Annotated in this window: 13 protein-coding genes; 6 read left to right on the top strand and 7 right to left on the bottom strand. The window is 63.9% G+C overall.

All coding sequences use genetic code 11. The features are described from left to right. Positions 1 to 65 precede the first annotated feature (65 nt). The 3 genes from QAZ47_RS19960 to QAZ47_RS19950 all read right to left on the bottom strand — a co-directional run bounded on the left by QAZ47_RS19960 (position 66) and on the right by QAZ47_RS19950 (position 2,705). Positions 66 to 1,637 (bottom strand): GMC family oxidoreductase, encoded by a 1,572-nt coding sequence (locus QAZ47_RS19960; protein ID WP_278230495.1) that lies wholly within the window; start codon positions 1,635 to 1,637, stop codon positions 66 to 68. Positions 1,638 to 1,685: 48 nt separating this feature from the next. Next, positions 1,686 to 2,231 carry a gluconate 2-dehydrogenase subunit 3 family protein gene (locus QAZ47_RS19955; protein ID WP_278230494.1) on the bottom strand — a complete coding sequence of 182 codons (546 nt, stop codon included), beginning with the start codon at positions 2,229 to 2,231 and terminating at the stop codon, positions 1,686 to 1,688. A gap of 78 nt (positions 2,232 to 2,309) precedes the next feature. Beyond that, a complete protein-coding gene (locus QAZ47_RS19950; protein ID WP_278202433.1) occupies positions 2,310 to 2,705 on the bottom strand; it encodes a VOC family protein in 396 nt (131 codons plus the stop codon). A gap of 270 nt (positions 2,706 to 2,975) precedes the next feature. On the opposite strand from QAZ47_RS19950, the gene QAZ47_RS19945 reads away from it, so the two are divergent. Beyond that, the gene (locus QAZ47_RS19945) at positions 2,976 to 3,281 is read left to right on the top strand and encodes a ribbon-helix-helix domain-containing protein (protein ID WP_278202432.1); all 306 of its coding nucleotides are present in this window, start codon (positions 2,976 to 2,978) and stop codon (positions 3,279 to 3,281) included. 98 nt (positions 3,282 to 3,379) lie between these two features. On the opposite strand, the gene QAZ47_RS19940 is transcribed toward QAZ47_RS19945, so the two are convergent. After that, positions 3,380 to 4,087, bottom strand: a complete 708-nt coding sequence (locus QAZ47_RS19940) for a DeoD-type purine-nucleoside phosphorylase (RefSeq protein WP_278230492.1) — start codon at positions 4,085 to 4,087, stop codon at positions 3,380 to 3,382. A 78-nt stretch (positions 4,088 to 4,165) separates the two neighbouring features. Beyond that, a complete protein-coding gene (locus QAZ47_RS19935) occupies positions 4,166 to 6,748 on the bottom strand; it encodes an ATP-binding protein (protein ID WP_278202429.1) in 2,583 nt (860 codons plus the stop codon). A gap of 213 nt (positions 6,749 to 6,961) precedes the next feature. On the opposite strand from QAZ47_RS19935, the gene QAZ47_RS19930 reads away from it, so the two are divergent. Then, complete coding sequence (locus QAZ47_RS19930; protein ID WP_278233828.1) at positions 6,962 to 7,678, top strand: flagellar biosynthetic protein FliO; 717 nt, start codon at positions 6,962 to 6,964, stop codon at positions 7,676 to 7,678. Positions 7,679 to 7,876: 198 nt separating this feature from the next. Here QAZ47_RS19930 and dksA read toward each other — a convergent pair whose 3' ends face one another. Further along, entirely contained in the window at positions 7,877 to 8,293 is a 417-nt protein-coding gene (gene dksA / locus QAZ47_RS19925; protein ID WP_059185643.1) for an RNA polymerase-binding protein DksA, read from the bottom strand. A 264-nt stretch (positions 8,294 to 8,557) separates the two neighbouring features. Here dksA and QAZ47_RS19920 point away from each other — a divergent pair, with 264 nt between their 5' ends. The 4 genes from QAZ47_RS19920 to QAZ47_RS19905 all read left to right on the top strand — a co-directional run bounded on the left by QAZ47_RS19920 (position 8,558) and on the right by QAZ47_RS19905 (position 12,330). Continuing rightward, positions 8,558 to 9,061, top strand: a complete 504-nt coding sequence (locus tag QAZ47_RS19920) for a histidine phosphatase family protein (protein ID WP_278230491.1) — start codon at positions 8,558 to 8,560, stop codon at positions 9,059 to 9,061. Between the two features lie 63 nt (positions 9,062 to 9,124). Further along, positions 9,125 to 10,597, top strand: a complete 1,473-nt coding sequence (locus tag QAZ47_RS19915; RefSeq protein WP_278230490.1) for a YcjX family protein — start codon at positions 9,125 to 9,127, stop codon at positions 10,595 to 10,597. After that, complete coding sequence (locus QAZ47_RS19910; RefSeq protein WP_278230489.1) at positions 10,594 to 11,676, top strand: YcjF family protein; 1,083 nt, start codon at positions 10,594 to 10,596, stop codon at positions 11,674 to 11,676. The genes QAZ47_RS19915 and QAZ47_RS19910 overlap by 4 nt, the downstream gene beginning before the upstream one ends. 99 nt (positions 11,677 to 11,775) lie before the next feature. After that, positions 11,776 to 12,330 carry a hypothetical protein gene (locus QAZ47_RS19905; protein WP_278230488.1) on the top strand — a complete coding sequence of 185 codons (555 nt, stop codon included), beginning with the start codon at positions 11,776 to 11,778 and terminating at the stop codon, positions 12,328 to 12,330. 67 nt (positions 12,331 to 12,397) lie between these two features. Here QAZ47_RS19905 and QAZ47_RS19900 read toward each other — a convergent pair whose 3' ends face one another. Continuing rightward, a complete protein-coding gene (locus QAZ47_RS19900) occupies positions 12,398 to 12,664 on the bottom strand; it encodes a hypothetical protein (RefSeq protein WP_059185639.1) in 267 nt (88 codons plus the stop codon). Positions 12,665 to 12,677: the final 13 nt, after the last annotated feature.

The following is a 12,677-nucleotide window of genomic DNA, read 5'->3' as shown; positions in this document are numbered from 1 at the left end:
CGTTTGACAAAAAAGGGCGCGGAACCCGGTCGGGTCCCGCGCCAGCAGGCAGTCGGGAGGCAGTACTAGATGCTCTTCGCCGACATCTGGGCGGCGATATAGTCGGCCTGGCGGATCGCCAGCGACACGATGGTCAGCGTCGGATTTTCGGCGCCTCCCGTGGTGAACTGGCTGCCATCCGAGACGAACAGGTTCTTGATGTCGTGCGTCTGGCCATGCTTGTTGACGACGCCGTCGGCCGCCTTCTCGCTCATCCGGTTGGTGCCGAGATTGTGGGTCGAGGGGTAGGGCGGCGTCGGGAAGGTCCTTGTCGCGCCGACCGCGGCGTAGAGCGACTGACCCTGCTTGTAGGCATGGTCGCGCATCGCCGTGTCGTTGGGATGGTCGTCGAAATGGACATCGGCGATCGGCATGCCGTGCTCGTCCTTTTCGTTTTTGTGCAGCGTGATGCGGTTCTCCTCGCGCGGCATGTCCTCGCCGACGATCCACAAGCCGGCCATATGGTCATAATGGTCGAGCGCCGTGGTGAAGGAGCGGCCCCAGCCGCCCGGATTGAGGAAGGCCGCCATGAACGGCAGGCCGAGCGACAGCGTCTCCATCTCGTAGCCGCCGACGAAGCCGCGCGACGGATCGTGGCGCGCCTCGTCGCGGATGATGCCGGCCATGGTGGTGCCGCGATACATGTGCACCGGCTTGTCGAAGACGGCATAGACCGAGCCCGTGGTGTGGCGCATGTAGTTCTTGCCGACCTGCCCCGATGAATTGGCAAGCCCGTGCGGGAACTTGCTCGATTCGGAGTTGAGCAGCAGCCGCGGGCTTTCGATGGAATTGCCGGCAACAGCGACGATGCGGGCCTTCTGCTCCTGCAGCTTGCCGTCCTTGTCGGCATAGACGACGCCCGTCACCCTGCCCGAGGCGTCATGGTTGATCTTGATCGCCATGGAGTTCGGCCGCACCTCGAGATGGCCGGTCGCCTCGCCCTTCGGGATCTCGGTATAGAGCGTCGACCATTTTGCGCCCCACTTGCAGCCCTGGAAGCAGAAGCCCGTCTGCTGGCAGGAGTTGCGATCGTCGCGCTGCACCGAATTGATGGCCATGTTGCCGGTGTGGCATTCCTTGTAGCCGAGCTTGTCGGCGCCGGCTTTGAGCACCTTGAAGTTGTTGTTGCCCGGCAGCCGCGGCCAGTTGTTGGTTCCGGTCACGCCCATCTTGGCCTCGGCCTTGGCGTAATAGGGCTCCATTTCGGCGAGCGTCACCGGCCAGTCGAGCAGGTTCGCGCCTTTCACCTTGCCGTAGGTCGAAAGCGTCTTGAACTCATGCTCCTGGAAGCGCAGCGACGCGCCCGCCCAATGCGTGGTCGAACCGCCGACCGACTTGACGATCCAGGCCGGCAGGTTCGGGAAATCCTTTGCCACGCGCCAGTCGCCGGACGTGGTGCGCTTGTCCTTCCAGGCGAGCTGGGTGAACGAATCCCACTCGTCGTTGATGAAGTCCTCGTATTCGTGGCGGGCGCCCGCCTCGAGGATCACGACGTCGATGCCCTTCTGGGCGAGTTCGTTGCCGAGCGTGCCGCCGCCGGCGCCCGAGCCGATGATGACGACCACGCCATCGTTCTTGAGATCAAATTGTGCTGCCATGGTTTCCTCCCATGAAATCGGTCAAAAGCGGTTCAAGAACAGAATGGCTCAGAGCCACTCGATGTCGTTGAAGCCGCGCGCGATGTAGCCGCCCTTGGAATAGGACTCGCCCTCGTAGCCGAAGATCGGCCACACTTCCTTCTGGTTGTAGAGGCTGACGACGAGGCCGCCGCGCACCGCCTGGAAGAAGGGCGTCTTCTCGATCTCCTTCAGCAGCGCGACCCGCTCTTCTTCCCAGCCGAGCCCGCGATAGCCGCCGCTGCCGGCCTTCTTGTCGAGATCGGCGATGCCCATCTCGATCAGTTCCTTGTGAGCCGGATCCTTGGCGGCCGTCTCGTCATGACCCTTGACGGCGATGGCGTAGTATTTGTCCGGGACCTGGTCGTGCGGGTAGATGTCGCGCGCCACCTGGATCAGCGTCGCCATCGTCTCTGGCTTCAGCGACGTGGCTTCCAAGCCCCACGCATATTCGGGGCTGATGACGGCGCTGCCGGAAATGACGAGCAGCGCGCCTGCGCCGCCGCGTTTGAGGAGCTCGCGCCGCGAAAGACCAGGCTTCCTCTCATGGGGCTTCCTCTCATAGATCGTGACCATAATTTCCTCCCTGCTTGCTGTTCGTACCCCAACGGGTGCCGTTGCTGGCGCCGCGCCGGCCCGCGCGGCATTTGTCCCCTATTGGAAGCGCCCTCCCCGCTGCAGGACCTCGATCTTGTAGCCGTCGGGATCCTCGATGAAGAAAAAGCGGGCGATGAGCGCTCCGTCGCGGTTGAATTCCACGATCTTCTTCGGATTGAGTCCGAGAGCGCCGAGCCGATCGTGCTCGCTGTCGAGATCGATGACGGACACGGCAAGGTGGCCGTAGCCGTCGCCAAGCGTGTAAGGCTCCGTGCGACCCTTGTTCACGGTCAGCTCGACCTCGAACGGAGTATCGGCATTGCTGAGATAGACGAGCGTGAAAGTCTCGAAATCGAGCCGCTGCGCGACATCGAGGCCGAAGGCCTTGTTGTAGAAATCGACGGACCGGGCCTCGTCGAGAACCCGGATCATGGTATGAATCGCCTTCGCCAAATCGGACTCCGCAGCTTTTGGTGCTTTCGAAGCAGATTATGCGCGCCGGCGAAAAAAGGTGGTGGCAGCCGATTACCACGCATGCGCATGGAAAACGGCTAGTGTCGCGCCAGTTTTGCAGGGCGACCAAAGTGCGGCGCGACGCACTTTGAGGACCAAAGTCTGATTGCCGTAACCGGCCGTCAGGCCGAAAATGGAAGCGCAGGCAGTGTTCAAAAGGCGCCCAACCGATCAATCGGCGCCCAAGACCAACAAGAACGGGAGGTAACGATGTGCAGAGTCTTTGCCGGACAAGATCCGGAAGGCTACCGGCAGATCAATCGGTCGATCCGCATAGACGGGCATTCGACCAGCATCCAGCTTGAGGCGACATTCTGGGCACTCCTCGACGAGATCGCCGAGAGCCAGGGTCTGACGACACCCAAATTCATCTCGACGCTCTATGACGAGGCGATCGAGATCAACGGTCAGATCCCGAACTTCGCTTCGATGCTGCGCACCACCTGCGCGCTCTATCTGCGCGGTCACCGGCCAACGACGCAGGAGCAGGCAGCGCTCAAGCGCGAAGCCGCCTAAGAGCAATTCCAGGAAAGTGTGTAACGGTTTTCCGTCCGGAACTGCGTAAACGAAGACAGCTAGAGCAGTTCAGCGTTCCCGTGAAACGATGAACTGCTCTAGCTTGCCGCGGCGACTTCCAGCGCGAGACGGGTCATGTCGGTGAACAGCGCCTGGCGCTCGGAATAATCGGTCTGCTCGTCCGTGGCGACGTGGTCGACCACGGTCAGCAGCGACAGCGCGCGCGCGCCGAACTGCGCCGAGATGCGGTAGAGCGCGCTGGTTTCCATGTCGACCGCCAGTGCCCCGAGCGCCCTGGGCTCGTCAAACCGGGCGCGGCCGTCGGGGTGATGGAATATGTCGCTGCAGACAGTCAGGCCGGCGCTGCACGCGATGCCGAGGTCGGCGGCCCGCTGCAGCGCCAGCTCATGGAGCGCCTCATCCGGCCCCGCCGGCCGGTAAAGTCCGAACACTTGCCCGCTCATCGCGCCCTCGGCGCGTACGGCACTGGAAATGACCACCCCGCGCAGCGGAACGTTCTCGGACAGGGCGCCGCATGTGCCGGTGCGGATCAGCGTCTTCACGCCGTGGAAATCGAGCAGTTCATAGGCATAGATCAGGAAGGACGAGACGCCGATGCCGGTTGCCTGGATGCTGACCGGCTTGCCGCGGAATCGGCCGGTGAAGCCAAGAGCACCTCGACGGCGATTGACGCAGCGCGGGCTTTCGAGAAAAGTTTCCGCCATCCACTGCGCGCGCTCGGGGTCGCCCGGCAACAGCACCGTTTCGGCATAATCTCCCCGGCCCGCCTCGATGTGCGGCGTCACGCTTTATCACCCCCATGATGGGATCCATCCCGTTAACCATCATGACAGGGTCGCCGCAATGTGCAAGCGGTAGCTGTTTTAGGATTCCAGCACGTCCTTGACGATCGTCGCCAGTTGCTTGAGCGAGAACGGCTTGGGCAGGAAACCGAAATGCGCATCGGCCGGCAGGTTTTTGGCGAAGGCGTCCTCGGCATAGCCCGAAACGAAGACGAACTTGATGTCCGGCTGCCGTTTGCGCAGCTCGCCGAGCAGCGTCGGACCGTCCATTTCCGGCATCACCACGTCGGAGACGACGATGTCGACCTTGCCGCCGAGGGCTTCGAAGACTTCCAGCGCCTCGACGCCGGAGGACGCCTCGTGGACGGTGTAGCCGCGCGAGGTCAGCGCCCTGACGCCGCCCATGCGAACGGCGTCCTCGTCCTCGACCAGAAGCACCGTGGCCGAGCCGGACAGGTCTTTGGCGGTGTCGGCCGGCTTGGCCGGCGCCGAAGCCGCCGCCTGCATCTCGCCTGCCTCGACAACCTTCCTTGCCTCGGCGACATGGCGCGGCAGGAAGATGCGGAACACCGTTCCCTTGCCGACCTCGGAATCGCAGTAGATGAAGCCGCCGGTCTGCTTGATGATGCCATAGACCATCGAGAGGCCAAGGCCGGTTCCCTTGCCGACCTCCTTGGTGGTGAAGAACGGCTCGAAGATCTTCTTCAGCACGTCGGGCGCGATGCCGCTGCCGGTGTCCTCGACCTCGACCAGCACATAATCGGCCGGTGTTAGCTCCCGGTAGCCGAAGGATTTGCACTCCTCGCCCGCGACGTTGCGGGTGCGCACGGTAAGATCGCCGCCGGCGGGCATGGCGTCGCGTGCGTTGACGGCGAGATTGACCACCACCTGCTCGAACTGGCCGATGTCGACCTTGACCGGCCACAGATCGCGGCCATGGTCGATCTTCAGCCGGATGTCGTTGCCGACCAGGCGGGCAAGCAGCATTCTGAGATCGGCGAGCACATCGGTCAGGTTGAGCACTTCCGGCCGCAGCGTCTGCTTGCGCGAGAAGGCGAGCAATTGCCTCACCAGCGACGCGGCGCGGTTGGCGTTCTGCTTGATGTTCATGATGTCGGGGAAGGACGGATCCGACGGACGGTGGTTGGTGAGCAGAAGGTCCGACGCCATGATGATGGCGGTGAGCACGTTGTTGAAGTCGTGCGCGATGCCGCCGGCAAGCTGGCCGACCGCCTGCATTTTCTGGCTCTGCGCCATCTGGCCTTCGAGCGCCTTCTGCTCGGTGGTTTCGACGGCGTAGACGATGGCCGATTCCTCCGCCCCCTCGCCGCCGGCGCCGTCGGCGACTGCGTTGACGTAGAAGCGGATGTGGCGCTCGTCATTGCCGGGCAGCAGCGAGTCGATCGGCTCGATATTGGCCTGACGCTGCCGCGCCTTTTCGAAGGCGGCGGCGAAGGCCGGCCTATCGCGCTCATGCACCACGCTCTCGAAACGCACGCGCCGGTCGACCGCGTCGCGGTCGACGACGGACGAAAACAGCGACAGGAACGGCGCGTTGGTGCGCAGGATGCGCCCGCTGGCATCGACGCCGGCAATCGCCATCGGCGTCGAGTTGAAGAAGCGGGTGAACCGGACTTCCGAGGCGCGCAGATCGGCGGAGGCGTCCTCGCCCTGGGTGCGGTTGAGCACGATGGTGCGGGTCGGCCCGTTCACCCCCTCGCGGCTCGCCGAAACGCGATGCATGAAGCGGACCGGCAGCGCCTGCCCGCTCATTGTGGTGAGGTCGAGGTCGATGACGGCGTTGCGCGTAGTGCCGGGATCAGCCTTCACCGAGCGGACGAGCGCCATGCCGTCGCCGGCGACGATTTCCGGCAGCGTCACGGCGCCGGGGGTGAAGCTGGCAAGGTCGATGCCCAGCCATTCGGCAAGCGTCGCGTTGATATAGGTGACGCGGCCTTCCTGGTCGGCCGAGAAGAAACCGGCCGGCGCGTGATCGAGGTGGTCTATCGCTTTTTGCAGGTCGAGGAAGAAACGCTCCTGCTCCGCCCGCTCCTGCGAGATGTCGGCGATCTGCCAGGCAAGCATCGGCAGCCGCTGGCCTGGCACGTTGAAGGCGCGTGCCCGGGCACGGTACCAGCGCGCGCCAGGCTCGGCCCCGGGCTTGATCGACTGCGCGAGCCGGAATTCACCGTCGCCGGCCTGGCCGTCGCGCAGGCCGGACGCCAGCCGGTAGATGGTCATCGAGGCCTCGGGGATATCCGAAAGCAGCCCTTCGACCGTCTTGAGGTCGGTCGCCGAAGCGGCGCCCGTCATGTCGGCATAGGCCCGGTTGGCGTAGATGACGCGCCCCTTGGTGTCGGTGACCAGGAGGCCTTGCGACATCGAATCGACGAAGGCCTTCGACAACTCGTCGCCCGTGGAGCGCGGAGCGATCTGCACGAAGCCGATCGCCGTCGCGAACAGAAAGCCGACGCCGATCATGGCGAGCACGCCCAGCATGCCGAGCAGGAACGGATCGCCGAGGCGTTCGCGGAAGAGCCCGAAGACGATCGCGGCGCCGGTCAAGACGACGATGAAGATAATGAGCCTGGCAACGGCGCCCGGACGCGTGTTTTGGTCGACGATCGGTACCGGATAGAAATCGCCGCGCGTTTCCTTGGCCATGTGCCCCCTGCTCGTGATTCCGGTGCCCCGACACCCGCGAACGGCAGGTTGAATCACATTCTCCTGTAGCGGAAAAGGCCCCGGCGGCAAATGTCCGATAAAATCAACGATTCATGTTTCAAACTGTTCACGATGCGTGATGCGAACTTGCGGTCGCTAGTCCCAACGGTCTAGTGTCGCGTCACCTCAAGAAGGCGATTGGGTGCACCGATGATGGAGTGGGTGGAGCGCACAGCGGGTCCGGGTTATGTTGGTGCAATCCTGTGGACGTTTGCAGCACTCATTTTGCTTGTCGTCGTCCTGCTCGTCATCAAGGTGGTCCGCAACCTTACTTTCGGCACCTTCGTGGCCGGCGGCAGGAACCGCAAGACGCGGCTCGCCGTCATGGACGCCACTGCCGTCGACAGCCATCGCCGGCTGGTGCTGGTGCGCCGCGACGACATCGAGCACCTGATCCTGATCGGCGGCCCGACCGATGTCGTGGTCGAACGCGACATAAGGCTGGTCGCGCCTCGCCGCCCGGCGCTGACCGGCGACGGCGGCCAGCAGCAGGCCGCCGCGCCGCGTCCGCGCGGGCCTCAGCCGGCACCGACGCCGGCCCCGGCGAGACAGCCACCCGCACCGGCGCCGGCTCCGATGACAGAGCCAGTGTCGCGTCCGCACGCAGCACCCCCCACGCCAAAGCCGGCGGCGCCGAGCCAGCCGACCGCGAAGGTCATGCCGCTCCCAGCTCATGGAACGAATGGCAGCGTCCGCCATGTCCCGCCGCCGCCCTCCAACGACTCGATCGACGATACGCTGATGCACGAACTCGAGGCGTCCCTGGACGAGTCGCATCCCAAGCCGGCGACCAGCAAGCCGGCCGCCAAGCCTTCGCTCGATGACGAGATGACCAAGCTTCTCGGCGAGCTTGCCAGCCACAAACGCTGACTCGGCAATACGCGAACATGACGGCCTTCATGGCCTCGGGCCGGGCAAGCGGGATGACGGGGACCACCGTGAACCTGCCCATGGGTGCCTTGGGCAAATAAGCGGCCGGCCGCTCTGCAGCTTACGAAGGTAGCGGAAAAAACAAAATGGCCGGAAACCCCGGCCATTTTTTCAAATTCTATGCCTGCGCTGCCCGCCTCAATCGTCGCGGTAGACCTTCTCGCGGCGCTCGTGGCGCTCCTGCGCCTCGATCGACAGCGTCGCTATGGGGCGGGCGTCGAGCCGCTTCAGCGCGATCGGCTCGCCGGTCTCCTCGCAATAGCCGTAGGTGCCTTCGTCGATACGCTGCAGCGCCGAATCGATCTTCGAGATCAGCTTGCGCTGGCGGTCGCGGGCGCGCAGTTCGATGGCTCGGTCGGTTTCGGAAGAGGCGCGGTCGGCTAGGTCGGGGTGGTTGGCGTTTTCTTGCTGGAGGATTTCGAGGGTTTCACGCGCTTCGCGAAGGATATCGTTCTTCCATGTGATAAGCTTCATGCGGAAGTAAGATTTCTGCCGTTCGTTCATGAACGGCTCGTCTTCGGAGGGTACGTAATCGGCGGTAACGATATCGTTCATTCGACTCACCCAACAACCCCAAATTTGGCGCCTATATATTCGCGGACCGAAGGCTGCACAAGCGCAATCGGCGACAGTTTCACGCAATTGTTAGGAAGGGGGAGGCCAGCACAGACAGGCCTTTTCGCAATAAGGGGACAGCCGAATTCCTGTACGATTCGCTATGTTTGAGCGATGCCGGCCATTGTGCATGGGACCATTCTCGTGGCTAATCCCATAACGCCTTGGACGGATTTTCGTTGCTTGCTAGTAGTGAGGGACCGGTTGAGCAAACTTTATTTGTTGAGGCATGCCAAGGCCGGATGGGCGCTGCCCGGGGTGCGCGATTTCGATCGCCCGCTCGACGAATCCGGCATGGCTGATGCCGAGGCGATGGGCGATGCCATGCGGGCCCGCAACTACGTGCCGGACGTCACGCTTTGTTCCAACGCCAAGCGGGCGCGGCAGACGCTGGAAGGCCTCGCGGGCCGCACAGACATCGGCCGCGTGCTGTTCCTGGACACGCTCTACAGCGAGGATGCCGCCGGCTATCTCGACATCATCCGCAGGAATGGCGGGACCGGCTCGCTTCTGGTGATCGGCCACAACCCGATGACGGAGGATCTCGCCATGGCGGTGTCGGGTGACGGCGATGAGACCGCGCGTGGCATGCTCAACCACGGCTTTCCCACCTCCGGCCTCGCCGTCGTGCGTTTTCCCGGCAATCTCGGTGAAGCAGGCCAAGGCAACGGCTATCTCGAAGCCTTTCTCACTCCGGCCGATCTCTGACACCATTTCAAACGCCTCGCCCGAGGCCTATATCGGGCCCTGACGGGCGACCCAGAGGCAGATTTGGCATCATCGCTGACAACCTTTACCGACGAGGCGAAGATTGCGCTCGACACCCTGTCGGGCCGCGCCGCAGGGCTCTTCTCTCCATCGCTGCGCCTGGGCGTCACCGGCCTTTCCCGCGCCGGCAAGACGGTGTTCATTTCCGCTCTCGTGCACAACCTGATCCATGGCGGGCGGCTGCCGCTCTTCGAAGCGCAGAAATCGGGCCGCATCGCTCGCGCTTTCCTCGAGGAGCAGCCGGACGACGCCGTCCCGCGCTTTCAGTACGAGGACCATATAGCTGCCCTGGTCGACGACCGCGTCTGGCCGGATTCGACGCGCGCCATTTCCGAGTTGAGGCTCACCATCGAATATGAGTCTGCCTCCGGCTGGAACCGGCTGTTTTCGGCGGGAAAGCTGTCGGTCGACATCGTCGACTACCCCGGCGAATGGCTGCTCGACCTGCCGCTGCTCGGCAAATCCTTCGCCGATTTTTCGCACGAGGCGGTCGAGCTCGCAGCCCTGCCTGTGCGGTCCGACCTGTCGCATGCCTGGCGCGAGCTCGCCTCCTCGATCGATCCGGATGCCGATGCCGACGAAATGACGGCGCGCCGTCTCGCCGAAAGCTTCGCGGCCTATCTCAAGGCTTGCAAGCTGGACGAACGGGCGCTGTCGACCCTGCCGCCCGGCCGTTTCCTCATGCCGGGCGATCTCGAAGGCTCGCCGGCGCTCACCTTTGCGCCGCTGATGAAGCCGTCGGAGCGACGTCCCCGTTCCGGATCGCTGCAGGCGATGATGGAGCGCCGCTACGAGGCCTATAAGACGCATGTCGTGAAACCGTTCTTTCGCGAGCATATCACCCGTCTCGACCGCCAGATCGTGCTGATCGACGCCATGCAGGCGCTGAACGCCGGCCCCGCCGCCATGGCCGACCTCGAACGCGCCGTCACCGAGATCCTGTCCTGCTTCCGGCCAGGGCGTGGCAATTTCGTCACCGACCTGTTTTCAAGGCGCATCGACCGCATCCTGGTGGCGGCGACCAAGGCCGATCAGCTGCATCATGAAAGCCACGACCGGCTGCAGGCGATCGTGCGCCGCCTGGCCGACCGAGCCGTCGCGCGGGCGAATTTCAGCGGCGCCGATGTCGATGTCGCCGCCATGGCGGCGGTGCGCTCGACCCGCGAAGGCACGGTCAAGCAGGGCCGCGAGACATTGCCGGTGATCATCGGCACCCCGTTGAAAGGCGAAACGATCAATGGCGAGACATTCGACGGCAAAACCGAAACCGCCATATTTCCCGGTGACTTGCCGCAAAAGGTCGACGCGGTGTTCGACACTTCAGGGCCGCAGGGCGAAAGCAGTGAACCAGCGATCCGCTTCGTGCGGTTTCGTCCGCCGAAGCTCGAACGCACGGCCGAAGGCGTCTCGCTCTCGCTGCCGCATATTCGGCTCGACCGCGCGCTGCAGTTCCTGATCGGAGACCATCTGGCATGACCGCGCCCCGCAAACCGGCGGCCTTCCGCATCGAGCCCGAGCCAGCGCCAAAACAGGAGGCGCCGCAGAAGCATCGTACCGACGAACGGCCGACGCGCAAACCGCAGGCCGCAAGGGCCGATGTCGCGGTCGTCGTCCCTTCGCCGATCGACGTCTTCGACGAACCGGATATCGAGCAGGCCGCGACGCCGCCGGCGACCGCCCCAAGGAAGCGCTCGCTGCTGGCCCGCCTGTTTTTCGGCGCTTTCGGCGTGCTTGTCTCGCTTGCGGTCGGCCTGTGGACGGACCAGCTCATCCGCGATCTCTTCGCGCGCGCCGAATGGCTGGGCTGGCTGGCGGCCGGCATGGCGGCGATCGCGCTTTTGTCGCTGCTCGTCATCCTGATCCGCGAATTCCTGGCGATCGCCCGCCTCGCCGAGGTCGAGAAGCTGCAGCGGCGGGCCTTGGATGCGGTGGCGCGCGACGACCCCAAGGCCGCCCGCGCTTTGGTCGATGAGCTCGCCGCCTTCGTCGCGGCAAAACCAGAGACCGCGGCCGGCCGCCGCTCGCTCGCCGAATTGCGCGGCGAAATCATTGACGGCGGCAATCTGGTGCGGCTTGCGGAGACCGAGATCCTGTCGCCGCTCGATACCCGCGCCAGGGCGATGATCCTGGAGGCCGCAAAGCGCGTCTCGCTGGTAACCGCGGTCAGCCCGCGCGCGCTCGTCGACGTCGCCTATGTCGTGTTCGAGGCCGGCAGGCTGATCCGGCGCCTGTCGGAACTCTATGGCGGCCGTCCCGGCACGCTGGGCTTCATCCGCCTGGCGCGCGGCGTGCTCGCTCATCTCGCGGTAACCGGCTCCATCGCTGTCGGCGACAGTTTCGTGCAGCAGATCGTCGGCCACGGCCTGGCCGCCAAACTCTCCGCAAAGCTTGGCGAAGGCGTGGTCAACGGCATGATGACGGCGCGCATCGGCATCGCTGCGATGGAAACGGCGCGCCCGCTGCCGTTCATCGCGACCAAGCGCCCGGGGCTCGGCGATTTCCTTTCGGCGCTGACCTCGTTCGCCACCCGGAAGGACGGTCAAAGCGAGCAGTAGGGTAAATGCCGAAACGGCCACCGGTGACGAAGCATTAACCAATCTTGTTCATGGTCGTCTCTGTCCCAAGAACAGACTCTGTCGTGCCGGGTGTCGTCCATGAAAAGCGTGTTTCTGTCCTGCGTCCTGCCCGTGACGGTTGCGGTCGCCGCACCGGTCGGCCTCGTCGAAAAAGCCTTTGGCGCAGAACCGGACAAGCAGTTCTTCCGTTCGGTCGAAGGCAAATGGGTCGGCCCCGGCGAAATCATCGCCGGCAAATACAAGGGCACGAAATTCACCTGCAATTTCAACGGCTCGACGCCTGACGGCAAGGTCGGCATGACGCTGGACGGAGACTGCCGGGTCGGTGTGTTCACCCAAAAAATGTCAGCGAGCGTCGAACGCAAGGGCCATGAAGGTTACAAAGGCAACTTCATGGGCGGCTCGGCCGGCAACGGGCTCGACATCATCGGCGGCAATGTCGTCGACGCGCAGAAGGTGGTCTTCACCATCAACCGCAATCAGTTGAATGGCGTCATGCAGGCCCGCATCCCCGACGACAATTCGATGACCGTCACGGTTGCCGTGCGCGTCAACAAAGAGCTGGTGCCGGTCATCGGCATGAGCCTGAAGCGGGTCGATACGGTCGAGGTCGGCTCGATAGCCAAGAACTGACCAGACAAGCGTGGATTGACAAAAGGCGGCAGCCATGGCCGCCGCCTTCATCCGTTTATGACTTAGCTCAACCCTTGATGGCGGCGGTCACTTCGTCATAGGCCTTGCAGGCCTCGTCCAGCGTCGTGGCGTTCTGATATTTCGTCGTCACGGCCTGCACCTTGGCCGTCAGATCGGCCGCCTTGCTCGGATCCTTGGTGATTGCTTCCTGCAGCGCGGCGGCCATATCCTGCGCCTTCTTGGTGGCAATTTCCTGCGTGCACTCCGGTCCCTTCGAACAGGCCGAAACGGCCAGCGCCGCAACACCAACGGCAACGAGCAAAAACTTCTTCATGTCAGTCATCTCC

The sequence above is a fragment of the Mesorhizobium sp. WSM4904 genome (genome assembly GCF_029674545.1).
Classification (GTDB): domain Bacteria; phylum Pseudomonadota; class Alphaproteobacteria; order Rhizobiales; family Rhizobiaceae; genus Mesorhizobium.
This window is presented reverse-complemented; position numbering and strand designations above follow the sequence as displayed.

Excerpts from the sequence above, each read along its gene's own strand:
- QAZ47_RS19960 (WP_278230495.1), bottom strand. The coding sequence starts at position 1,637 with ATGGCAGCACAATTTGATCTCAAGAACGATGGCGTGGTCGTCATCATC.
- QAZ47_RS19955 (WP_278230494.1), bottom strand. The coding sequence starts at position 2,231 with ATGGTCACGATCTATGAGAGGAAGCCCCATGAGAGGAAGCCTGGTCTT.
- QAZ47_RS19945 (WP_278202432.1), top strand. The coding sequence starts at position 2,976 with ATGTGCAGAGTCTTTGCCGGACAAGATCCGGAAGGCTACCGGCAGATC.
- QAZ47_RS19935 (WP_278202429.1), bottom strand. The coding sequence starts at position 6,748 with ATGGCCAAGGAAACGCGCGGCGATTTCTATCCGGTACCGATCGTCGAC.
- QAZ47_RS19930 (WP_278233828.1), top strand. The coding sequence starts at position 6,962 with ATGGAGTGGGTGGAGCGCACAGCGGGTCCGGGTTATGTTGGTGCAATC.
- dksA (WP_059185643.1), bottom strand. The coding sequence starts at position 8,293 with ATGAACGATATCGTTACCGCCGATTACGTACCCTCCGAAGACGAGCCG.
- QAZ47_RS19910 (WP_278230489.1), top strand. The coding sequence starts at position 10,594 with ATGACCGCGCCCCGCAAACCGGCGGCCTTCCGCATCGAGCCCGAGCCA.
- QAZ47_RS19905 (WP_278230488.1), top strand. The coding sequence starts at position 11,776 with ATGAAAAGCGTGTTTCTGTCCTGCGTCCTGCCCGTGACGGTTGCGGTC.
- QAZ47_RS19900 (WP_059185639.1), bottom strand. The coding sequence starts at position 12,664 with ATGAAGAAGTTTTTGCTCGTTGCCGTTGGTGTTGCGGCGCTGGCCGTT.